The following is a 21963-nucleotide window of genomic DNA, read 5'->3' on the forward strand; positions in this document are numbered from 1 at the left end:
GCGTCTTTCATATACTGAGACTCGCGGCTGAACAAAGAGTTCATTTTATTTTAAAAAAAATCACTCCCGGAGGTGACGAATGCCGTTGTTAGATAGTTTCACAGTCGACCATACCCGAATGGAAGCCCCAGCGGTGCGTGTCGCGAAGAAAATGAACACGCCGCATGGCGATGAAATCACCGTTTTCGATCTGCGCTTCTGCGTGCCGAACCAGGAAGTGATGCCGGAACGCGGTATCCACACCCTGGAGCACCTGTTCGCGGGCTTTATGCGCGATCACCTGAACGGGAATGGCGTGGAAATTATCGACATTTCGCCAATGGGCTGCCGCACCGGGTTCTATATGAGCCTGATTGGTACACCGGACGAGCAGCGCGTCGCTGACGCCTGGAAAGCGGCGATGGCCGATGTGCTGAAGGTGAAAGATCAGAACCAGATCCCGGAGCTCAACGTCTACCAGTGCGGAACCTATACCATGCACTCGCTGGAAGAGGCCCAGGACATCGCTCGTCATATCATTGAGCGCGATGTACGCATCAACAGCAACGACGAACTGGCGCTGCCGAAAGAAAAACTGCAGGAACTGCACATCTAGTGCTTCCGCCACGGCCCGACGCCTGTCGCCGGGCCGCTCTCCTGACGCCGCCATGACGACCACCACGACTTTCTCCTTTCAGCACCGCCCGCTGGTGCCTTTTGCCCATGATTATGCCCACGGTGACCAGGAAGACTGGCATCAGCATGACTGCGCCCAGCTGCTGCATATTTTAAGCGGCGTGGTGCGGGTCGCGACACCGGCAGGTTACTGGGTGGTGCCTCCCGGGCGCGGCGTCTGGCTGCCGGCGGGAACGCCGCACGCGCTGCGTATGACCGGCAACGTGGCGGCGCGCACCCTGTTTATCGATCCGCTGGCGCGCGCCGATCTCCCGGCGGGTTGCCAGATCGTACAGATCACGCCGCTGCTGCGGGAACTGATCGTCTCATCCCTGGGACTGGCCGAGTGCTATGCCCCCGCCAGCCGTGACGAACGGATTTATGAGCTGATCCTCGATGAGATCCGCGGGATGGCGATCCTGCCGTTTGGCCTGCCGGAACCGCAAAGTGACACGCTGCGTCGGCTGTGCCAGCAGGTACGCGAGGCGCCGGGCGAAGCCTGGAGCAGCGGCCAGGCGGCAAAGGTGTGCAGCATGAGTGAGCGAACCCTTAACCGCCATTTTCAGCAGCAGACTAGCCTGACGTGGAGCGAGTGGGTGCGCCGGGCGAAGCTAATGGAAGCGCTGATTCGCCTGGCGCAGGGTCACTCCGTGCTGCGGGTGGCGCTGGAGCTGGGCTACGGCAGCCATAGCGCCTTCAGCGCCATGTTTCGTCGGGTGATGGGCGTTGCTCCCAGCGACTATTTTCGCCCTTCGACCTGATCGGCGACGCTGATCGCATTGCACAATGCCTGCAGCGAAGCGCGCGCCACGTCATTATCAATACCCACTCCCCAGTAGCTTTCACCTTGTGGAAAAACGCAGCGGATATAGGCGACCGACCGACTGTCGCTGCGTGCGCCAAGGGTATGCTCATGGTAGTCCTTAATCATAAACGGCTGTCTGAGCAGCGCGCTGAGGCCGCTGGCGGCGGCCGACAGCAGGCCGTTGCCCTGGCCCTGCAGGCGTCGGGTTTCGCCGTGGTGTCGCAGCGTCGCCTGCAGCGAAAGCTGGCCATCCTGTTGGCTGGCGCTCTGATAATCAAGCAGCGTCAGCGCAGGCTGCGCCAGCAGGCCGTAGCGCGTGCGGAACAGCTGCCACAGCGCGTGGTGGGTCATCTCTTTGCCGTCGCTATCGGTCACCTGCTGTACATGCTGACTGAAGTCCTGCTGCAGCCCGCGGGGCAGCTTGAGACCATGGTTTTGTTCGATAAGCCAGGCGCTGCCGCTTTTTCCCGACTGGCTGTTGACGCGGATCACCGCCTCATAGCTACAGCCAATATCCTGTGGATCAATGGGCAGGTAGGGCATCTGCCACGGATCGCCTGGCTGACGGGCATCAAACCCTTTTTTGATGGCATCCTGATGGGAGCCGGAGAAGGCGGTATAAGCCAGACTTCCCGCCCACGGGTGGCGTGGGTGAACGGGGATCTGGTTGCAGTTTTCCACCACCTCCACCACCCGGTTCATCTGCTCGAAGCGAAGCTCAGGGTCGATGCCCTGGCTGTAGAGATTCATGGCCAGCGTCACCAGGCAGACGTTGCCGGTGCGTTCGCCATTGCCAAACAGGCAGCCTTCCACCCGATCGGCGCCGGCCATCACCGCCAGCTCGGCGCTGGCGACACCGGTCCCGCGGTCGTTGTGCGGGTGCACGCTGATGCAGACCTCGCCGCGGCGGGAGAAGTGGCGGCAAAAATACTCGATCTGATCGGCATAGACGTTGGGGGTGTTCACTTCCACCGTCGCCGGCAGATTGACGATCATCGGCCGTTCGGCGCAGGGCTGCCAGACGTCCGCCACCGCCTCGCAAATCTCAAGGGCAAACTCGGGTTCGGTAAAGCAGAAGGTCTCTGGTGAGTATTCGTATTGCCAGCGGGTCTCCGGCTGTTGTTCGCACTGCTGGCGGATAAGTCGGGTGGCGCGGGTCGCCAGGGCGATCACTTCGGCTTTATCCATCCCGAAGACCAGCTCGCGAAACAGCGGCGCGGTGGCATTGTAGAGGTGGACGGTGGCCTGGCGGGCGCCGCGCAGTGCCTCAAAGGTGCGCAGGATCAGCGGATCCCGCGCCTGGGTCAGCACCTGGATGGTGACATCTTCCGGGATGCGCTGCTCGTCGATCAGCTGGCGGACGAAGTTGAAATCGGTTTGCGAAGCGGAAGGGAAGGCGACCTCAATCTCTTTAAAACCGCACTCCAGCAGCAGATCCCAGAACTGCAGTTTGCGGGCGCTGTCCATGGGCTCCGCCAGCGCCTGGTTGCCGTCGCGCAGGTCGGTCGACAGCCAGCGCGGGGCGTGGCTGATTTGCCGGTCGGGCCAGCGGCGGTCGGGCAGGGCAATCGGCGGATAGGGACGGTACTTTTCAGCAGGATGGCTCAGCATAGTGTTCTCCTTAATGGTCAGCCTTTATCCTGCCCGAGCACCGGGTGGCGAGCTTTCGCAAACGAGACAGAAACTAGCGAGAATTGGACAATCTGACGCCATAAAAAAGGGACCCGCAGGTCCCTTAGTCTGATGCTTAGTGTGCGCCCCCGCCGCCGCCGCCGGCACTGAATGGCGGCCTGGCGAACCACACCAGGCTGAGCAGAAGAATAAAGATCCCCGCCGAAACCCAGAAGATTTCGTTGGCGGAGATAATCAACCCCTGGTTGGTTATCTGCTGCGCTATCCAGCCGGAAGCCTGCTGCTGGGTCATTCCCATGCCCTGCAGCTGATCGTACATCTGCTGGGCGTTGGGGTTGAACGGCGTCACCGACTCGGTGAGCTGCGCATGGTGCAGCGCCTCACGGTTGGTCCACATGGTGGTGGTGATCGAGGTCCCGATGGAGCCGGCCAGAGTTCGGGTAAAGTTTGACAAGCTCGACGCCGCCGCCAGCCGCTCCGGCGGCAGGCCGGAGAGGGTGATGGTGGTCAATGGCATGAAGAAACAAGCCACCGCGAAGCCCTGGATAAACTGCGGCCACGCCGATGCACCAAAGTCCATACCCGGTTCAAAGGTCCACGCGCGCCAGTAGAAGCAGACGGCATACATAATAAAGCTGAAGGTGACCAGCCGACGCATATCGAGCTTATGGGCAAAGCGGCCAATAATCGGCGACAGAATGACCGGGATCACCCCCACCGGCGCCGACGCCAAACCGGCCCAGGTAGCGGTGTAGCCGTAGACCTCCTGCAACAGCTGCGGCAGCAGTACGATAGCGCCGAAGTAGAGCATATAGGCCAGGCTGATACACAAACAGCCGATGGTGAAGTTGCGCGACTTAAACAGCGACAGGTCGACTATCGGGTTATCGTCAGTCAGCTCCCAGACAATCAGGAAGCTTATCGCCACCACCGCCACGATGGTCAGGATGATAATCTCGTTGGAAGCGAACCAGTCGAGCTCTTTACCGCGGTCGAGCATCACCTGCAGGCTACCGATACCGATAATCAGCAACGCCAGCCCGACGCCGTCGATACGTCGCTGTTCGGTACGGGTTTCGCGCCCGCGCAGGGTTTGCAGCGTCATGATCACCACTGCGATACCAATCGGCACGTTGATGAAGAAGATCCAGCCCCAGTGGTAGTTATCGCTGATATAGCCGCCGAGAATCGGGCCACAGATCGGCGCGACGATCACGGTCATTGACCACAGGGCCAGCGCAATCGACCGCTTCGCCGGTGGGTAGTTGCTGAGCAACAGGCTCTGCGACAGCGGGATCAGCGGACCGGCGACGATCCCCTGAATGACGCGGAAGAAAATCAGCATCGTCAGGCTGTTCGACACCCCACAGGCCCAGGAGGCGATAGCGAATGCCACCGTCGACCAGACGAAGAGCTTCACCTCGCCGACGCGCTTCGCCAGCCAGCCGGTAATGGGGATGGAGATGGCGTTGGCCACCCCGAACGAGGTGATGACCCACGTCCCCTGGCTCAGCGACGAGCCAAGGTTACCGGCAATGGTTGGGATCGCCACGTTGGCGATCGTGGAGTCCAGCACCTGCATGAACGTCGCCAGCGACAGCGCAATGGTCATAATAACCAGTTGCGCGCCTTCGAGCGGTTTTTGCTGTTGCATTACGCTCACCCCGAATTATCCGGCGTTGGCCTGAATGATCTCGTCGATCAGTTTATTAACCGGCTCAAGCGCGATTTCGCGGGCATTGCTCTCGTAAACCGGGGAGCTTCGCACCTGGCTGGCCAGCATTTCGCCATCGCGATCGGTGGTGTTGACCTCCACCAGCGTGGAGAGGCCGATGCGCAGCGGGTGTTCCGCCAGCTGTTTTTCATCCAGCTCAATACGGACCGGCAGGCGCTGTACCACTTTGATCCAGTTACCGGTGGCGTTCTGCGCCGGCAGCAGGGAGAAGGCGCTGCCGGTGCCCATATCCAGGCCGACCACTTTGCCGGTGTACTTCACGTCATCGCCATAGATGTCGCTGATCACGGTGGCCGGCTGGCCGATGCGCATGTGCGCCAGCTGGGTCTCTTTAAAGTTGGCGTCGATCCACAGGTTGGTCGCCGGGACCACCGCCATCAGCGGCGTGGTGGTGCCGATCTGCGCCCCAGGCTGTACCGAGCGACGGGAAACGTAGCCGCTAATCGGGCTGACGATTTGCGTACGCTGCAGGGCCAGCCAGGCGTTACGCACTTCGGTGGCCGCCTGCAGCACCGCCGGCTGCTGTTCCAGTTTGGTGCCCAGCACGATCGCCTGGTTGGCGTTGTATTGCTGGATTGCCACGTCGAGTTCGGCCTGCGCGCTGGCGACGGTATCGCGGGCGTGCTGCAACTCTTCGCGGCCGATCAGGTTCGCGGCGCCCAGCGGGATGCGGCGATTCAGGTCAGCCTGCGCCTGGGCGAGGGCGGTCTTTTTGACGTCAATATTCGCCTGCAACTGCTTGCTGTTGATCATCTGCTGACGGGTTTGACGCACGCTGGCGGCCAGCTGCGTTTTGGCTTTCTCAAACGCCTGCTGGGCATCGGTCTGATCGAGCGTCACCAGCGGATCGCCTTTCTGCACGTAGTCCGTGTTGTCAGCCCAGACTTTGGTCACGCTGCCTGAGACCTGGGCCATAATTTGTACCTGGTTCCCTGCCACGTAGGCATCGTCGGTCTCTTCGTAATGACGCAGTACCAGAAACCAGTAAATCCCATATGCCACGGCAATAATAATAAAGAGCAATGTCAGCAACAGGAGTGCGCCTTTGCGCTTTCCTTTTTTGCTGCCTGGTTGCTGCGGGGTTTGGCTCTCCGCATTTGCGCTCATGTTATTCTCCACGATCTTATTATTTCACATCGGCTGAGCCGACCTGTTTATCAGAAAGGCCAGCAGAGATCTGCTGGCCTGGCTGTTTTCCTTGCAACGTAAAAATGGGCTGAGCGACGCCGCCCTTAGCGTAGAGAGTCCGCCAGCACGCCTTCTTCTTCCATCTGGTCAAGGCGGCTCAGGAGTTTGCGGGTGATATGTTCGAGCTGATCTTTTTCGCTGGTGCTGAGTGAAGACCACAGCTGATGCAGGCAGTTATGCTGCGGTGGCAGGACTTCACGCAAAAACTGATGACCCTTTTCGGTCAGTTGCAGATGCAGACAGCGGCGATCGTTATCGCTCTCGCGACGTTCAATCCAGCCGCGTTTTTCCAGTTCATCAGCGATACGGGTGGCGTTGGTACGCGACGAGCCCAGCGCGCAACTCAGCTCGGACGGCTGGATGCTGTGGTTTTCCTGTGACTCCAGCGTAATCAGCGCCATAAATAATGTCTCGTTAATTCCCTGCGCTTTGAGCATTTTATTGCGATTTTCCAGCAGCTTACCTTGCATATGCATGCAAAGACGAGTTAACAGGATCTCCTGGAACGGGAAATCTTCATGGCGGCTGGCGCGGAATTTGAGCATTTGCTCAATGGGAGTAAACGAACTATCCATTTGGGTATGACCTCATTAATTACAGCCGATATAATAACTATTGTGACAAATAAATCAAATGAATTATTGACTAAAATTGATACGTAAAGCTTAGAGTCCGCTGGTGATTTTCCATGCCAGACCGTAGGCCAACGCCGACAGCAGCGTCGGGACAATAATGCTGCGGGTTTTCCAGAAGGCGGCCCCCAGCACCAGGAAGCCGATCAGCGTCGGCGCCAGGCGATGGGCATCGGCGAGGATCTCCGGCACGCTGGAGACCACCAGCAGCGCGCAAATCGAGGCGATGCCGATGGTATCCAGCAGCACGCTGACCGGGCCACGGCGGGCAGGCCGGGCATGGCCGGCGCGCAGGCGCAGGGGAAGATAGCGAAACAGATAATTCACGCTGCCGACTATCACCCCGAGCAGAAGGACTTCACTGTTCATCCGGCATCCCCTTAAGCATGGCCTGGACCAGCGCCGTCAGACACCCGCAGACAATCCCGGCGAGGATGGCCGCCGGAATGGAAAATAACAAAATGCCACCCAGCGCGCCTGCCAGGGCTGCCGTGACGCAGAGTGACTGCTGGCGCTGGAATGAGGCCAGCAGGAAGCTCATAAACAGCGCCGGCAGCATAAAGCCGAGCGCGGCCTCCACCGCGGGATAATCCACCAGCAGGCCGTTGCCGGACCAGGCGCCGGCCAGCGTGCCGCATACCCACGATGCCCAGGAAGTAAAAGCGAGACCGAGCATCCAGTTTTCGCTCCAGCGGCGGTTATCGCGAACCAGCCTGGCGGTGGCCGCGGCGAAAACCTCATCGGTCAGGCCAAAGGCCCAGAGGGCGGTTTTCTTTTTATCCAGCGCTGAGCGAATGCGGCTGCGCAATGAGGGACCATACAGCACGTGGCGGACATCCATCGCCATCACCGTCAGGGCGGCGACCCACAGCGAACTGCCGGCGGCCAGCATGGCGGTGATCACAAACTGGCTGGCGCCGGCGTAAATAATGCAGGAGAAAAACAGGCTTTCCAGCGGGGTGAATCCCAGCCGGGTGGCGTTCAGTCCGAAGGCGAAAGCCACCGGCAGGTAGCTGATAACGATGGGGAGACTGTCTTTGATGCCTTCGCCGACGGTGGCGACACGTTCAGATAAGGCACAGGTTAAGGGCGCGGGGTTTTCCATATGAATAACTTATCGCTGGATCCATGTGAAGGTGACAAATTGACCGATGGGTCCACCTTAACAGAGCGCGACGCGCCTTAACACTATGGAAATTCCTGGAATCCGCTTTTCCATACTCTGTGCTGCGAGCAACGAGGGAAAGGGAGCCCGGATAAGACGGAGCGCCTTATCCGGGAGGCAGGGTTACTGCTGCGCGGCGAGCGCCGCTTTCACCCAGCTGTCGAACAGCGGCTGGTGGGCTTTGATCCAGCCATCGACATGACCGTTAATGTCGGCTTCGGAAGCATGGCCTTCGTGCATCATCGCATTCTCGGCGTTGATGTCGGCGATCGGCAGCTTCATGACGCTAAACAGGGTGGCGGCGGCCGGATTTTTCTCGGCCCAGGCTTTGTTGGCGACGATGTGCATCGTGTTCACCGGGAAGCCATAGTTGGCGCCGTTGGCCAGTTTGGTGTCGATGTTTTTCTGCTCGCCCGGCAGGGAGGAGAACGGCACCTGCAGCCAGACGACGTCTTTGCCAGGTTTCAGCACGTCGCTGACCCAGTACGGCGTCCAGGTGTAGTAGAGCACCGGTTTACCCTCTTTATAGCGGGCGATGGTGTCAGCCATCATCGCCGCGTAGTTGCCCTGGTTATGGGTGACGGTTTTGCTCAGGCCATAGGCGTCAATCTGGTGGTTAATCACCGCTTCGCAGCCCCAGCCTGGCGTACAGCCGGTGAGATCCGCTTTACCGTCGTTATTGGTATCAAACAGTTTGGCGATCTGCGGATCTTTAAGCTGATCGATGGAGGTGATGTGGTACTGCTCGGCGGTTTTTTTGTCGATCAGATAGCCCTGGGCGGCGCCTGAGACATACACCCCTTTACGATAGAATTTGTTATCACCGCCCGCCGCGGCGTACATGTCATCGTGCAGCGGCTGCCAGTTGGTGGCGATAAAGGTGGTATCCCCGGCGGCAATCGAGGTATAGGCAACGTTATAGTCCACTTCGCTCGGTTTCTCGACGGTGTAGCCAAGCTTCTCCAGCGCGCGACTGACCAGCAGGGTCTGGAAGGTCTCTTCCGAAATAGTGCTCTGGGCAGGCTTCACGGTAATCCCTTTGCCCGGCAGGTCGGCGGCGAAGGTGCTGGTGGCGATCAGGGTGGCAAAGGCGGCGGTGGCCATCATCGTACGATGTCGCATGGTGGTTCCTCTTATTGTTTAACGGGAAGAGCGACCCCCCGGCCTCGGCTGGTGCCGGGGAGCGGCGCTGTTATCGACTTATCGACAGAAAGGGCGAGTGATAAGCCCCAGTGGGCCGGTGGTGTACCAGCGGCGGTTGCCGCGACTGCGGGCGTCGCGACCGACGGCCTGGGTGAGGCGGTCAAGAATAATCGCGAGGATCACGATCCCTACGCCGCCGACGGTAGCCAGACCCATATCCAGGCGGCCGATGCCGCGCAGCACCATCTGGCCAAGACCGCCGACGGCGATCATCGAGGCGATCACCACCATCGACAGGGCCAGCATCAGCGTCTGGTTTACCCCGGCCATGATGGTGGGCATCGCCAGCGGCAGCTGAACCTTAAACAACAGCTGGCGCGGGCTGGCGCCAAACGAGCGCGACGCTTCGATCAGATCCGCGGGCACCTGGTTTATCCCGAGAATGGTCAGGCGGACGATCGGCGGCAAGGCGAAGATAATCGTCACTACCACGCCGGGCACGTTGCCGATGCCGAACAGCATCACGATCGGCACCAGGTAGACGAAGGCCGGCGTGGTCTGCATGGCATCGAGCAGCGGGCGGATAATTTTTGCCGCCCGCGGGCTGCGCGCCAGCCAAATACCCAGCGGCAGGCCGATAACCATGCAGAACAGCAGGGCGGTGAGGACCAGCGCCAGGGTGACCATCGCCTGCGACCAGGCGCCGATAGCGCCGATGGCAATCAGCGAAACCAGGGTGGCGACCCCCATGCCGAGGCTGGAGATCTGCCAGGCGATCAGCGCGAAGACGATAATCGCCACCGGCGCTGGCATCCCCAACAACAGCTGCTGGAAGGCGCTGAGGATGTAGTCGATCGGCACGCGGATCCCCTGGAATAGCGGACGGAAGTGCAGCACGATCCAGTCGATAGCGTGGGTGACCCAGCTGTCGAGCGGGATCAGCGTTTTATGGAACGGGTCCATGATGTTGAACGATTCCGGCTGCGGCGCGGGCGCGCTGTGCAGCCAGTCGGCGCCGCCGCCGTTGGCCGGCGCGGCAGTAGAGGCGCCACCCCAGGCATCGGCGGCCTGCGCAGCGCTGTCGGTTGCCGGGGCGCTGTCCCACGGATTAGTTTGATCAGCCATGATTCACCCCCTCGCGATCTAAAGCCTGGAGCAGCATTCGTTTGGAAATGATGCCAATGTATTGTTGTTCTTCATCCACCACCGGGACGGCGCACGGGGCGTGGCCGACGTGGGAGAGCAGATCGCTGAGCGGCGTTTGCGCCTCCACCGCCAGCGGGGCGTCAATCAGCGCCGCCTCGATCCCCTGGCCGACGCTGAGCGCGGTTTTCAGAGAATCGATCGAGACAATCCCGACAAAGCGATTTCCGCGTTCGATGACATAGCCATATTCCCGGTCTTCATCCTGTAATAATTTCAGCGCGGAACGGGGGCCAAAACCTGGGGTTTTACGAATCAATCCGACCGGGCTGCGGCGGGCAATATCTTTGGCGCTAAAGACCTGGCTAATATCCACGCCGCGGAAGAAGGTGCGCACATAATCATTGGCCGGATTATTCAGTATTTCATCCGGGGTTCCGACCTGGACCACTTCGGCATTTTGCATAATGGCAATGCGATCGCCAATTCGCATGGCTTCATCAAGGTCATGGGAAATAAAGACGATAGTGCGTTGATGCTTAGCCTGTAATTTGATGAGCTCATCCTGCATTTCGGTGCGAATGAGCGGGTCGAGCGCGGAGAAGGCTTCATCCATTAACAGAATATCGGGATTAATCGCCAGGGCGCGGGCTAAACCGACGCGCTGACGCATCCCGCCGGAGAGTTCATCCGGCCAGGCATGGGCATAATTCTCCAGCCCCACCTGACGCAGCGCCTCCCGCGCTTTTTGCTCTCGTTCGGCGGTCGGGACGCCGGCAAGCGCCATACCAAACGCCGTGTTGTCGAGCACGCTCATGTGTGGCATCAGCGCAAAGGACTGAAAAACCATCGCAATTTTCTTGCGACGCACCTCGCGCAGCTCGGCGTCCGACATTTTGGCGATATCGACTCCGTCAATCAGCACCTGGCCGCGGGTGGGTTCAATCAGGCGATTGAGAAGGCGAACCATGGTGGATTTCCCCGAGCCGGAGAGCCCCATGATGACGAATATCTCGCCTTCTTCAATGGCCAGACTGGCGTCTTTGACGCCAAGCGACAGCCCCGTTTTTTCCAGTATTTGCGCTTTGTTGAGTCCTTTCTCAATATATTTGAAAGCCCGGTTTGGGTGCTCGCCAAATATCTTATAAAGATTTTTGATTTCTAATTTAATTGCCATGCAATAGAGAAGTTCCTGTTATTTGTTTATTGCGATACGATACCCGATGGTGATTATGATCTTTTTACACCCTAACATACTCAGATTCTGTGACAACCCTCAATGGCAAACTCTCGGCAAAATGGCGTGAGGGATAGGGTGGCGCAGCCCCCGTGATATAAGGGCTGAGCGTCAATTTGTTGTGGGTAATATTTTTTGATTATCTCTGGATAATTCGACTGAAATGGACCAGTTTTCTGTTAAATATGACGGAGTGATGACGGTTATGCGATGGAGAGAATATTTGGCAGATGAACCCACTTTTCTGCGAAATAGATCACCAGGAACCAGCCCGCCATATTCCTGGTGAAAGTATGGTTAAAAGTCCCAATCGTCGTCGGCGGTTTCTTCCGTTTTGCCTATCACGTACGAGGAGCCGGAGCCGGAGAAAAAGTCGTGGTTTTCATCGGCGTTAGGCGACAGCGCGGCGAGGATCGCCGGGTTAACCGCTGCCATCTCCGCCGGAAACAGCGCTTCATAACCGAGGTTCATCAGCGCTTTGTTGGCGTTGTAGCACAGGAAAGCGCTGACGTCGTCAAACCAGCCGCTCTCGCCGTACAGTTCCCGACTGTAGGCCAGCTCGTTGTCGTAAAGATCCATCAGCAGATCGAGGGCGAAATTTTTCAGTTCTTCGCGCTTTCCGGGGCTGACGATCTCCAGTCCTTTCTGATACTTGTAGCCAATGTAATAGCCATGTACCGCTTCATCGCGAATGATCAGACGGATCAGATCCGCGGTATTGGTCAGTTTTCCCCGGCTGGAGAAGTGCATTGGCAGCCAGAAGCCGGAGTAGAAGAGAAAGGATTCGAGGAACACGCTGGCGATTTTTTTCTTCAGCGGCTCGTCGGCCTGATAGTAGCCCAGCATCAGTTGCGCCTTGCGCTGCAGGGGTTCGCAGCTTTCACTCCAGGCGAAGGCGGCATCCACCTCTTTGCTGTGGCACAGCGTGGAAAAAATGGAGCTGTAAGAGCGGGCATGAACCGCTTCCATAAAGCTGATGTTCGACAGCACCGCCTCCTCATGCGGGGTCAGCGCGTCCGCCATCAGCGCCGGCGCGCCGACCGTGTTCTGAATGGTGTCGAGCAGCGTCAGCCCGGTGAAGACGCGAATGGTCAACTGCTGCTCCGCCGCGCTGAGGGTTTGCCAGGCGGGAATGTCGTTCGATAGCGGCACTTTCTCCGGTAGCCAGAAGTTGCTGGTGAGACGATTCCAGACCTCAAGATCTTTGTCGTCATCAATGCGGTTCCAGTTGATAGCGCTGATGCGCGTTAAATGGGTCATCCTGTTCTCCTTACAGTGCGCAGGACACGCAGCCTTCAATTTCAGTGCCTTCCAGCGCCAGCTGGCGCAGACGGATGTAGTAGAGGGTCTTAATGCCTTTCTTCCAGGCGTAGATTTGCGCCTTGTTGATATCGCGGGTGGTGGCGGTATCCGGGAAGAACAGCGTCAACGACAGCCCCTGATCGACGTGGCGCGTCGCCTCGGCGTAGGTGTCAATGATCTTCTGGGGCCCTATCTCGTACGCATCCTGATAAAGGGCCAGATTGTCGTTATTCATAAACGGCGCGGGGTAGTACACCCGCCCGGTCTTCCCCTCTTTGCGGATCTCAATCTTCGAGACGATCGGATGAATGCTGGAGGTGGCATGGTTGATGTACGAGATCGACCCGGTGGGCGGCACCGCCTGCAGATAACGGTTATAGATGCCATAGCGCATGACATCGTCGCGCAGCTGGCGCCAGCTTTCCCGGTCGGGCAGGGGGATACCGGCGCGGGCGAACAGTGCGCGCACCCGTTCGGTTTTCGGCTGCCACTCCTCCTGCAGATATTTGTCGAAGTACGCCCCGCTGGCGTAGCGTGACTGTTCGAAGCCAGCGAAGCGCTGGCCGCGCTCGCGGGCCAGCAGCATCGAGGTGTGCAGGGCATGCCAGGTCACGGTGTAAAAATAGATATTGGTGAAGTCCAGCCCCTCCGGACTGCCGTAGGCAATCCCTTCTCGCGCCAGGTAGCCGTGCAGATTCATCTGCCCCAGGCCGATGGCGTGGGAGGCCGCATTGCCGGCCGCCACCGAGGGAACCGACTGTATGTCGCTCATATCGGATACCGCGGTCAGGGCGCGCACCGCGGTGGCGATAGTGCGGGCAAAATCCGGCGAGTCCATGGTATGGGCGATGTTCAGCGAGCCGAGGTTGCAGGAGATATCCTCGCCGATATGGGCGTAACTGAGGTTCTCATCATAGGTGGATGGCGTACTGACCTGCAGAATTTCCGAACACAGATTGCTCATGGTGATCCGTCCGGCCACCGGATTGGCGCGATTGACGGTATCTTCAAACATGATGTACGGATAGCCGGACTCAAACTGGATCTCCGCCAGGCGCTGGAAAAGGTCGCGGGCGCGGATCCAGCGCTTGCGGACCCGTTCGTCGGCCACCAGCTGCGGATAGAGATCGCCGATGGCGCAGTCGGCGAAGGGTTTACCGTACAGCCGCTCGACGTCATACGGCGAGAACAGGGCCATCTGCGCGTCTTCTTTTGCCAGCTGGAAGGTGATATCGGGGATCACCACTCCCAGCGACAAGGTTTTGATGCGGATTTTCTCATCGGCATTCTCACGCCGGGTATCAAGGAAGCGCAAAATATCGGGATGGTGCGCATGCAGCCAGACCGCTCCCGCCCCCTGGCGGGCGCCAAGCTGGTTGGCATAGGAGAAGGCGTCCTCCAGCATCTTCATCACCGGCACCACCCCGGAGGACTGGTTTTCGATACGCTTGATCGGCGCCCCGGCCTCGCGCAGGTTGGAGAGTAAAAAGGCCACGCCGCCGCCGCGCTTCGACAGCTGCAGCGCCGAGTTTACCGCTCGGCCGATGGACTCCATATTATCTTCAATGCGCAACAGGAAGCAGGAGATCAGCTCCCCGCGCTGCTGCTTGCCGGCGTTGAGGAAGGTGGGGGTCGCGGGCTGGAAGCGGCCGCTGAGCATCTCTTCCATTAGCTGCCGCGCCTGCTGGTCATCCCCCTGGGCCAGCGTCAGCGCCACCATTACGCAGCGATCGGCAAAATCCTCGAGGTAGTGCTTGCCGTCAAAGGTCTTCAGCGCGTAGCTGGTATAGAACTTCCAGGCGCCGAGGAAGGTCTGAAAGCGAAACGCGGCGCGCCGGGCATGGGCGAACAATGCCAGCACAAACGCGCGGTCATAGCCGGCCAGCACCTGCGGATCGTAATAGCCCTCACGAACGAGCCAGGTGAGTTTATCCTCCTGGCTGACAAAACTGAGGGTGTTGGGCTGTATCTGGGCGGTCATAAAGACCTCCACCGCCTGGCGATCTTTCTCAAACGGTATGCGACCCTCGCTGTCGTACAAATTCAGCATCGCGTTGAGGGCGTGAAAATCCGCCGCGGCGGTTATACGTTCTGCGGTTGTCGTTGCCAAAATTCGCTGACTCCTTTACGCACGTTGTCGATATCGTCGGGGGTTCCCATCAGCTCGAAGCGGTAGAGATAGGGCACGGCGCATTTTTGCGCGATGACCTCCCCGGCACGCCCCCAGGCGTCGCCAAAGTTGCGATTGCCAGCGGCAATCACCCCGCGGATCAGCTGGCGGTTATGCACGTCGTTTAAAAAGCGGATCGCCTGACGCGGTACCGCGCCGGCCGTACCGCCGCCGCCATAGCTGGGAACGATGAGAATATAGGGTTCGTCTACCTGGAGATGTTCGCGCTCGTTCAGCGGAATGCGCACCGCCGGCAGCCCCAGGCGCTGCACAAAGCGATGGGTATTCTCCGAACGGCTGGAGAAGTAGACGATGAGGCTCATGCGCTGGCCGCCGTGACGGAGGGGCGCAGGCGATTGATCATATCCGGGCGGAAGCCGCTCCAGCGTAGCTCACCGGCGATCACCACCGGCAGCTGGCGAAATCCCTGCTCGCGCAGGGTGTCAGCTGCATCCGGCTGCTGGTCGACGTTCACCATTTCAAAGGCCAGTCCTCGGCTCTCCATGGCTCGCCGTGTGGCATGGCACTGCACGCAGTCATTTCGAGTGTAAATAATAATGCGCATGATTCGTATTTCCATTTAAGATAACAGCACGGCGCTAAACGCAGCGTCGAACGTTGTGGGTCATTCGATAAGGAAATACTAGATGTAGTTGTTTGAAAGTTCAACCACTCAATATATAGCGTTTTTAGCAAGGAAATCCCCCGCCGGGACAATTCGGCGGAGGAGGGGGAAGGCTGTGCGGAACTACAGACGCATGGCGACGGCGAGTCGGTTGAAAGCGTTCATCAGGCTGATGGCTAAGGTCAGATCGCTTATCTGACGCGGGGTAAAATGTTCGCGCAGCGGCAGGTAAACGTCATCTTCCGCATGGCTGGCGGCAATGTCGGTGACCGACTCGGCCCACGCCAGCGCTGCGCGTTCGCCAGGTGTGAAGTGGGCGCTTACCCGCCAGCCCGCCAGGGCATCCAGTTTGCTTTGCGCCATACCGCCCTTGCGCAGCGCCTGGCTGTGCTTCTCAAGGCAGAAGGCGCAGCCGTTGATCTGCGAGACGCGTAAATAAACCAGCTCTACCAGGGCGCTGCCCAGCTCGCTTTTCTCCAGCGCGATGCTGGCCTGTACCAGCCCTTTATAGACTTCCGGGCTCAGTTCACTGAATGGCTGACGTAATTGGCTCATGGTGTTCTCCTCTCTAAGACGGCAGCCAAAATAGCACTATAATGGACTGCAAAAGATAGCCATATTGTGATGAAAAAAGCAGACCATAATGGAAGCGATCCACCTCCCTCTTTATCAGCGTATTGCCCGCCAGCTGAAATCGGCAATTGAACGGGGCGAACTGACCCCGGGCAGCCGTCTGCCCGCCAGCCGGGTGTTTGCCCAGGAGCAGGGCGTCTCCCGGGCGACTATCGAAAACGCCTGGGGTGAACTGGTCGCCCAGGGGTGGCTTGAGCGGCGTGGGCAGGCGGGGACCTTTGTCAGCGAGCGGCTCAGTCCGCGCCAGCTGGCGCCGGTAACGCCAGCGCAATCAGCCGCCTCGACGGACCCGTTGCCCTTTCAGATGGGGCTGCCGGCGCTGGATCTCTTTCCGCGCGGGCTGTGGGCGCGAGTGATGGGTCGTCGGCTGCGGACGCAGTCGCGGTTCGACCTTGCTCCCGGCGATCCCGGCGGCGACCCGCTTCTGCGCCAGGCGATCGTGGAGTATCTGCGCCTGTCGCGCAGTATTGACTGCCAGCCGGAGCAGGTGCTGATTACCGGCAACTATGCTACCTCCATGGATCTTATCCTGCGTACGCTGGCGCAGCCGGGGCAGCATATGTGGATGGAGGATCCGGGGTATCCCTTTATCCGCCCGGTCGTTGAGGCCAGGCAGCTGGTGGTGGATGCGATCCCGGTGGACGACGAAGGAATGGATGTTGGCTGGGGCTTGCGGCATCACCCTCAAGCGCGGTTTGCCCTGCTCACCCCGGCACACCAGAGCCCGCAGGGGGGCGCGCTGTCGCTGCCCCGGCGTCGCCAGCTGCTGGCGTGGGCGACAGCGCGCGACGCGTGGATTATTGAGGACGATTACGATAGTGAGTTTCGCTATCACGGCAAACCGCTGCCGCCAGTGAAAAGCCTCGATGCGCCGCAGCGGGTTATCTACGCCGGCACTTTCAGTAAGTCGATGTTTCCGGCGCTGCGCACCGCCTGGCTTGTGGTGCCGACCCCGCTGGCGGCGCGTTTTCATCAGACGGCGGAGCGCCAGCCCTGCACCGTTCCTACTCTGTGGCAGCAGACGCTGGCGGATTTTATCCAGCAGGGACATTTCTGGCGTCATCTGAAAAAAATGCGCGCCAGCTATAGCCAGCGCCGACAGTGGCTGGAGTCGGCCCTGCAGGCGCAGGGCTTTCAGGTCACGCCGCAGCAGGGGGGCATTCAGCTGGTCATGCCGGTCAGCGGCAACGATCGCCTGCTGGCCCGGCAGGCGGTTGAGGCCGGGCTGGCGGTGCAGGCGCTGAGCGACTGGCGTCTTCGCCATGCAGGCGAGGGGGGATTACTGATGAGTTTTACCAATATTCGCTCAGCGGCGATGGCCGATGCGCTGGCCCGGCGGCTCAGAGAGGCGATCGCGAACGATGGCGCATAAAAAACCCCTGCGGCCAGAGGCGCGCAGGGGCTGACGCGTATTTGTTATCTTCATTAGATTCCGTGAAGCTCGCGGGCTTCCGCTCGCCAGGCGCGCGCGGAAGCTGACGCTGTCTCTATTATCGACGTAAATTGAGCAATACGCCAATAAATACCCCGACGGCGGCTGCGGCGCCGACGCTGTGCCAGGGTTTATTGCGCACATAGGTATCGGCGCAGCCCAGCGCATCACAGGCTGCCTGACGGGCATCCAGCGCCGCCTGCTGCACCCGGTTGTGACCATTGAGGCGGGCACGGGTCTCTTTCAGCAGCGACTGAGCTTTAACGCGCGCCGCTTCGGCTTCCTCTTTCGCGTCACTGCCCCACGATTTCAGCACCTCTTCCAGCGTATCCGCTAATTGACTGACATCGTTATGGATATCCTCAGCATTCTCGTCAAAATTGTTGCGGTTCACATGGTTAGCCATCGTTATCTCCCTTAATTCCATCGAGTGAGTAAGTGTAGGACAAGATTTTGAATTATGCTTACTGCTGTGGTTTCTGGAATATTCCGAAAGCACTGCGCTTAACGAATAAGGTAAGGTCAATGTGCGGTAAAAGATAACGAGGAATCAGTATGTATTTAAGACCCGATGAGGTGGCGCGTGTTCTTGAAAAAGCCGGCTTCACCATGGATGTTGTGACGCAAAAAGCGTACGGCTATCGCCGAGGCGATAATTATGTTTATGTGAACCGCGAAGCGCGCATGGGGCGGACAGCGTTAATTATTCATCCAGCGCTAAAAGAGCGTAGCAATATGTTGGCCGAACCGGCCTCAGATATCAAAACCTGCGACCATTATGAACAATTTCCGCTGTATTTAGCCGGAGATGCGCAGCAGCATTATGGTATTCCGCACGGATTTAGCTCACGGATGGCGCTTGAGCGTTTTCTGAATGGACTATTTGGCGAAGCCCAGCCGGCGATGTCGACAAATTAATACGACGGTTAAGACCGGGGCGGAGCAGGCTGGCGAGAGAGCGACTGGCAGGGCCAGTCGCTGGAATAGCGTCGGTCAGGCTTTCGCCTGCTGGTAGGGGGCCACGCGGAACAGGCGGCGGCAATAGTCGAGGAAGTAGCCGTAAGCAGCGCCCATCATCATCGATACCGCCAGGTTTGAGCTCACTGCAGCGACAATCTGGTGCCAGTCTGCACCTACGCTCCACAATATCGCGACATACACTGGCGACTGGAAAGTGACGTAGGCCAGCACGTCGGCCATATTTTTCATCCAGCCTGCCGGGCTAATGCGCCGGGCCTGACGCATCGCAAAGTCGCGATAAAAACCATAGGGCACGGCAATAATAATGTTGACCGGGATCGCCACCAGGCGCGACGATAACGACTGCTCAAACGTCATACCAGAGAGAAAAATTTCGATCATCATGTTGACGACGGTGCAGTAAACCACCATCGCAAAGGTGTCTGCAACCGCATGCCGCAAGCGGGAGTGCGCAGAGAACATCGGAGTGCTCCTCGAAAATGAAGTCAATAACGCCGAAAAATGCGCGTTGGTATAGCGTTTTTGGGCTGCCTGTTTTGATGTGCGTAGAGTATATCTCTGCATTAAAAGTGGCAACTAGCTATAAATTTTTATTTATTGTCTTTTTGTCGATAAAATACTCTGCGACAGTTGGTTTTCTGCCCGTTACGCTACTTTTATTGCTGGTTTTGTTAAATGTGTTTAATTTCAGTTGGTTACTTGACGTTTTTGCATGATATCTGACCAGGGAGGCGGCGTCTGACCGCCCGCTGTGGCGCAAAATCGCGTGAGCCTGTGATGAAGGTCTCGTTAAGATGTTTTTATGCCATTATGCCGGTTTTTGTGGTGAAAAATTCTAAAATGACGTGTGGCGTTTTATTCTGATTGGCTGGGTAACTATTCATTAGGCCGTGTGGAGAGGGCCTGCGCATCCGCCGACGATAAGAGGATAAACCGCTGACCATAAAGGTAATATCGCCTGCTGAATATATTTTCATATCTTACCATCCGCCGCTTTTATTTATTCATGGTCTTGTTGGCCTGCGCTGGCGAAAAAGAACCGGGGATTTGCCGATATAGGGCAGGCGGAAAAGGTTTACTCTTTGCATAATATATTTATCTGGACAACCGAAGGCTGGAAATAAATAAGTGTTTCCATTACACTTGCCGCGTTGTATCTTTTAATTGGTTATCTGGGATTTCTTAATTTTATGTCTTTAATGTTACACAAACTGAATAATATCCGTTCACTGCGTGCCCTGTCCCGTGAATTCTCCATTGACGTGCTTGAAGAGATGCTGGAAAAGCTCAGGATCGTCACTGAAGAAAAACGTACGCAACAGCAGCTGGCGGCGCAGCAGCAGGCGGAATATCAGGAAAAAGTGAATACCTGGCTTGAGCTGATGCGCGCCGACGGTATTTCTCCTGACGACCTCGTGGCCGATATTCAGCCGTCGATGGCGGTAGGGAAAAAGCGGCAACCGCGCCCGGCAAAATATCGTTATACCGATCATACTGGCGCAGAAAAAACCTGGACCGGTCAGGGAAGAATGCCGAAGCCGATTGCTCAGGCGGTTGCTCAGGGCAAATCGCTGGACAGTTTCCTCATTTAAAGCCGATCCGGCCGGTATCAGGACAGTGGGGGAGACCCGCCGTTCCGTCCGGCCTTATCACTCTCCGGGAGAGGGGCTTTAGCAGACGCCAAAGTCGCCCTCTTCCTGGTATGGCGTCACCTCTTCTGAGTTCAGCGTATAGCGCTCGCCCTGCTCTTGCGCGGCCTGAACCACCACCAGCTGTTCTCCCTGTACTTCAACCACTTTCAGTTTTGGTCCACCCGCACGCGGTTGTACCAGATCGCCGACAGAAAACATCATTCACTCCTCACGGTTAACATCCTGGATGAACCTCAACCATAGCTCAACGACTGGCCAGTGAACACTGGCTGTGCTGTTTTTTGTTAAAACAATTTGGGGGTATATGTATTAATGTTGTTAATGTTTTGCTGGCGCCATACCGCTGCTGAGAAGGGGGGACGGCGAGGGTAGGGTTACCATCAATCAGGTCAGGAAAGACACCATGAAGTATATCGTTCTATTGATCATTGTTATTGCTGTTCTGTATGTCCATTATCGCGGGCGGGTGCGCTATCGTTTCTGGCGACAGCTCTCCGATCATTCAACATTTACTGCTCCGCTGAATGGATTTATGTATTTATTTTCCCGCGTGCCGAATACGCCATATCTGCGCCCGGAGATGTTTCCCGAGCTGGCGATATTGCAGCAGAACTGGCAGGTAATTCGCGATGAAGGTCTCCACCTTCAGCAGCTGGAGCAGATTAAAGCGGCCGATAAATATAACGATGCCGGATTTAACTCATTTTTTAAAACCGGCTGGAAACGTTTTTATCTGAAATGGTATGAGGAGGCCCATCCCTCCGCCAGCCAGCTCTGCCCACACACCACCGCGCTACTGCGCGATATCCCGTCGGTGAAAGCGGCCATGTTCGCCACCCTGCCAGACGGCAGCCGTCTGCCGCGCCACCGCGATCCCTACGCCGGTTCGCTGCGCTTTCATCTCGGCCTGGCGACGCCGAACGATGACCGCTGCTTTATCGAGGTGGATGGCCAGCGCTACAGCTGGCGCGATGGGGAAGGGGTGCTGTTTGATGAGACCTATATTCACTATGCGGAAAATACCAGCGGTGAGAATCGGCTGATTCTGTTCTGTGATATTGAACGGCCCATGCGCTACCGCTGGGCGCAGCAGGTGAACCACTGGCTGGGACGTCATCTGATGAGCGCCGCCTCGGCGCCCAATGATACCGGCGATCGCATTGGCGGGATTAACCGGGCGTTTCGCTATATCTACCAGATCCGCATTGTCGGCAAGCGGCTGAAAAAATGGAATAAGACGGTCTATTACATCGTTAAATGGCTGCTGTTCGGCGGCATTGCCTGGCTTATCTGGAGTGCGTTTTAACCTTCATGACGCCGGTTCCAGGGCATGATCGCCAGCAGACGCGCCATGCCGCAAAAGCCGGTCACCCCGGCGAAGGTGAGCCCGGCGCCGACCGCGCCGCTGAGCAGGAAGAAGCCGCTGCTCACGGTATAGCCCAGCAGTACACCGAGTAAAATCAGGACGCCAGCGGCAATTTGTACCTGGCGCATCAGCGGCAGCGGCTGGGATTTATCCTCCTCAACCGGGAACCCCGCGGCCCTCCAGCCCTGAATCCCCCCGGCCAGCAGGCTTGCCTGCGCCGGTGCGGCGGCGGCGGCCAGGCGAATCGCGTTATTCTGCGTCCGGGAACCCGCCTGGCAGTGAAAGATGACTGTCTCTCCGGCCCGGGCATTGAGGGTCGCACCGTTGGTCAGGCTGGCGAGCGGCACCAGTTCGGCATCGGGAATATGTTCGCGCGCGTATTCATCCGCATCACGGATATCAATCAGTCTGGCGCCCTGGGCAATCAGCGCCCGGGCTTCGGCCGGGGTTAAGGTAGCGATGGTCATA

General features: G+C 58.3%; 23 protein-coding genes and 1 pseudogene. 6 read left to right on the plus strand and 18 right to left on the minus strand.

Annotation, left to right across the window (positions count from 1 at the left end; all coding sequences use genetic code 11):
- The first annotated feature begins 79 nt into the window (after window positions 1-79).
- Window positions 80-595 carry an S-ribosylhomocysteine lyase gene (luxS, locus tag AC3EMD_RS05590; RefSeq protein ID WP_002914351.1) on the plus strand — a complete coding sequence of 172 codons (516 nt, stop codon included), beginning with the start codon at window positions 80-82 and terminating at the stop codon, window positions 593-595.
- 52 nt (window positions 596-647) lie between these two features.
- Window positions 648-1415, plus strand: coding sequence for an AraC family transcriptional regulator (locus AC3EMD_RS05595; protein ID WP_008806147.1), 768 nt, complete (start codon window positions 648-650; stop codon window positions 1413-1415).
- Here the strand turns inward: AC3EMD_RS05595 and leuA are convergent.
- The 14 genes from leuA to AC3EMD_RS05665 form a co-directional block, all read right to left on the minus strand.
- Complete coding sequence (gene leuA, locus AC3EMD_RS05600; RefSeq protein WP_008806146.1) at window positions 1394-3070, minus strand: 2-isopropylmalate synthase; 1677 nt, start codon at window positions 3068-3070, stop codon at window positions 1394-1396. The two genes, AC3EMD_RS05595 and leuA, sit on opposite strands and share 22 nt — an antisense overlap.
- Window positions 3071-3206: 136 nt before the next feature.
- On the minus strand, window positions 3207-4745 hold the full coding sequence (gene emrB, locus AC3EMD_RS05605) for a multidrug efflux MFS transporter permease subunit EmrB (protein WP_008806145.1): 1539 nt from the start codon (window positions 4743-4745) through the stop codon (window positions 3207-3209).
- A gap of 15 nt (window positions 4746-4760) precedes the next feature.
- Window positions 4761-5933, minus strand: a complete 1173-nt coding sequence (gene emrA / locus AC3EMD_RS05610) for a multidrug efflux MFS transporter periplasmic adaptor subunit EmrA (protein WP_008806144.1) — start codon at window positions 5931-5933, stop codon at window positions 4761-4763.
- Between the two features lie 125 nt (window positions 5934-6058).
- Window positions 6059-6589 (minus strand): transcriptional repressor MprA, encoded by a 531-nt coding sequence (mprA, locus tag AC3EMD_RS05615; RefSeq protein ID WP_002914337.1) that lies wholly within the window; start codon window positions 6587-6589, stop codon window positions 6059-6061.
- A 90-nt stretch (window positions 6590-6679) separates the two neighbouring features.
- Window positions 6680-7015 carry an L-valine transporter subunit YgaH gene (ygaH, locus tag AC3EMD_RS05620; RefSeq protein WP_008806143.1) on the minus strand — a complete coding sequence of 112 codons (336 nt, stop codon included), beginning with the start codon at window positions 7013-7015 and terminating at the stop codon, window positions 6680-6682.
- Window positions 7005-7751, minus strand: coding sequence for an AzlC family ABC transporter permease (locus AC3EMD_RS05625; protein WP_064166199.1), 747 nt, complete (start codon window positions 7749-7751; stop codon window positions 7005-7007). Before AC3EMD_RS05625 ends, ygaH begins: the two co-directional genes overlap by 11 nt.
- 183 nt (window positions 7752-7934) lie before the next feature.
- Window positions 7935-8933 (minus strand): glycine betaine/L-proline ABC transporter substrate-binding protein ProX, encoded by a 999-nt coding sequence (proX, locus tag AC3EMD_RS05630; protein ID WP_008806141.1) that lies wholly within the window; start codon window positions 8931-8933, stop codon window positions 7935-7937.
- Window positions 8934-9011: 78 nt separating this feature from the next.
- Window positions 9012-10079 carry a glycine betaine/L-proline ABC transporter permease ProW gene (proW, locus tag AC3EMD_RS05635; protein ID WP_008806140.1) on the minus strand — a complete coding sequence of 356 codons (1068 nt, stop codon included), beginning with the start codon at window positions 10077-10079 and terminating at the stop codon, window positions 9012-9014.
- A complete protein-coding gene (gene proV / locus AC3EMD_RS05640) occupies window positions 10072-11274 on the minus strand; it encodes a glycine betaine/L-proline ABC transporter ATP-binding protein ProV (protein ID WP_302073974.1) in 1203 nt (400 codons plus the stop codon). The genes proW and proV overlap by 8 nt, the downstream gene beginning before the upstream one ends.
- A 357-nt stretch (window positions 11275-11631) precedes the next feature.
- Entirely contained in the window at window positions 11632-12594 is a 963-nt protein-coding gene (nrdF, locus tag AC3EMD_RS05645; protein ID WP_008806138.1) for a class 1b ribonucleoside-diphosphate reductase subunit beta, read from the minus strand.
- A gap of 10 nt (window positions 12595-12604) precedes the next feature.
- Window positions 12605-14746: a class 1b ribonucleoside-diphosphate reductase subunit alpha gene (gene nrdE, locus AC3EMD_RS05650; RefSeq protein WP_008806137.1), complete on the minus strand. Its 2142-nt coding sequence runs from the start codon at window positions 14744-14746 to the stop codon at window positions 12605-12607.
- Complete coding sequence (nrdI, locus tag AC3EMD_RS05655; protein ID WP_008806136.1) at window positions 14719-15129, minus strand: class Ib ribonucleoside-diphosphate reductase assembly flavoprotein NrdI; 411 nt, start codon at window positions 15127-15129, stop codon at window positions 14719-14721. The genes nrdE and nrdI overlap by 28 nt, the downstream gene beginning before the upstream one ends.
- Window positions 15126-15371, minus strand: a complete 246-nt coding sequence (nrdH, locus tag AC3EMD_RS05660) for a glutaredoxin-like protein NrdH (protein ID WP_012540796.1) — start codon at window positions 15369-15371, stop codon at window positions 15126-15128. The genes nrdI and nrdH overlap by 4 nt, the downstream gene beginning before the upstream one ends.
- Before the next feature lie 183 nt (window positions 15372-15554).
- Window positions 15555-15986, minus strand: coding sequence for a carboxymuconolactone decarboxylase family protein (locus AC3EMD_RS05665; RefSeq protein WP_012540797.1), 432 nt, complete (start codon window positions 15984-15986; stop codon window positions 15555-15557).
- Window positions 15987-16074: 88 nt separating this feature from the next.
- Here AC3EMD_RS05665 and pdxR point away from each other — a divergent pair, with 88 nt between their 5' ends.
- On the plus strand, window positions 16075-17436 hold the full coding sequence (pdxR, locus tag AC3EMD_RS05670; protein WP_302073975.1) for a MocR-like pyridoxine biosynthesis transcription factor PdxR: 1362 nt from the start codon (window positions 16075-16077) through the stop codon (window positions 17434-17436).
- A gap of 118 nt (window positions 17437-17554) precedes the next feature.
- On the opposite strand, the gene AC3EMD_RS05675 is transcribed toward pdxR, so the two are convergent.
- Window positions 17555-17902 carry an ElaB/YgaM/YqjD family protein gene (locus AC3EMD_RS05675; RefSeq protein ID WP_002914293.1) on the minus strand — a complete coding sequence of 116 codons (348 nt, stop codon included), beginning with the start codon at window positions 17900-17902 and terminating at the stop codon, window positions 17555-17557.
- 149 nt (window positions 17903-18051) lie between these two features.
- Here AC3EMD_RS05675 and AC3EMD_RS05680 point away from each other — a divergent pair, with 149 nt between their 5' ends.
- The gene (locus AC3EMD_RS05680) at window positions 18052-18414 is read left to right on the plus strand and encodes a DUF2002 family protein (protein WP_008806132.1); all 363 of its coding nucleotides are present in this window, start codon (window positions 18052-18054) and stop codon (window positions 18412-18414) included.
- A gap of 75 nt (window positions 18415-18489) precedes the next feature.
- Here AC3EMD_RS05680 and alaE read toward each other — a convergent pair whose 3' ends face one another.
- On the minus strand, window positions 18490-18939 hold the full coding sequence (gene alaE / locus AC3EMD_RS05685; RefSeq protein WP_008806131.1) for an L-alanine exporter AlaE: 450 nt from the start codon (window positions 18937-18939) through the stop codon (window positions 18490-18492).
- Window positions 18940-19667: 728 nt separating this feature from the next.
- On the opposite strand from alaE, the gene stpA reads away from it, so the two are divergent.
- Window positions 19668-20069: a DNA-binding protein StpA gene (stpA, locus tag AC3EMD_RS05690; protein ID WP_040975977.1), complete on the plus strand. Its 402-nt coding sequence runs from the start codon at window positions 19668-19670 to the stop codon at window positions 20067-20069.
- Between the two features lie 78 nt (window positions 20070-20147).
- Here stpA and AC3EMD_RS05695 read toward each other — a convergent pair whose 3' ends face one another.
- On the minus strand, window positions 20148-20327 hold the full coding sequence (locus AC3EMD_RS05695) for a YodC family protein (protein WP_012540801.1): 180 nt from the start codon (window positions 20325-20327) through the stop codon (window positions 20148-20150).
- Window positions 20328-20532: 205 nt separating this feature from the next.
- On the opposite strand from AC3EMD_RS05695, the gene lpxO reads away from it, so the two are divergent.
- Complete coding sequence (gene lpxO, locus AC3EMD_RS05700) at window positions 20533-21435, plus strand: lipid A hydroxylase LpxO (RefSeq protein ID WP_012540802.1); 903 nt, start codon at window positions 20533-20535, stop codon at window positions 21433-21435.
- Here lpxO and AC3EMD_RS05705 read toward each other — a convergent pair.
- Window positions 21416-21962 (minus strand): annotated as a pseudogene (locus AC3EMD_RS05705) (rhodanese family protein). The gene lpxO and the pseudogene AC3EMD_RS05705 overlap by 20 nt on opposite strands.
- Window position 21963: the final 1 nt, after the last annotated feature.

It is taken from the genome of Klebsiella sp. PK18, assembly GCF_057784655.1.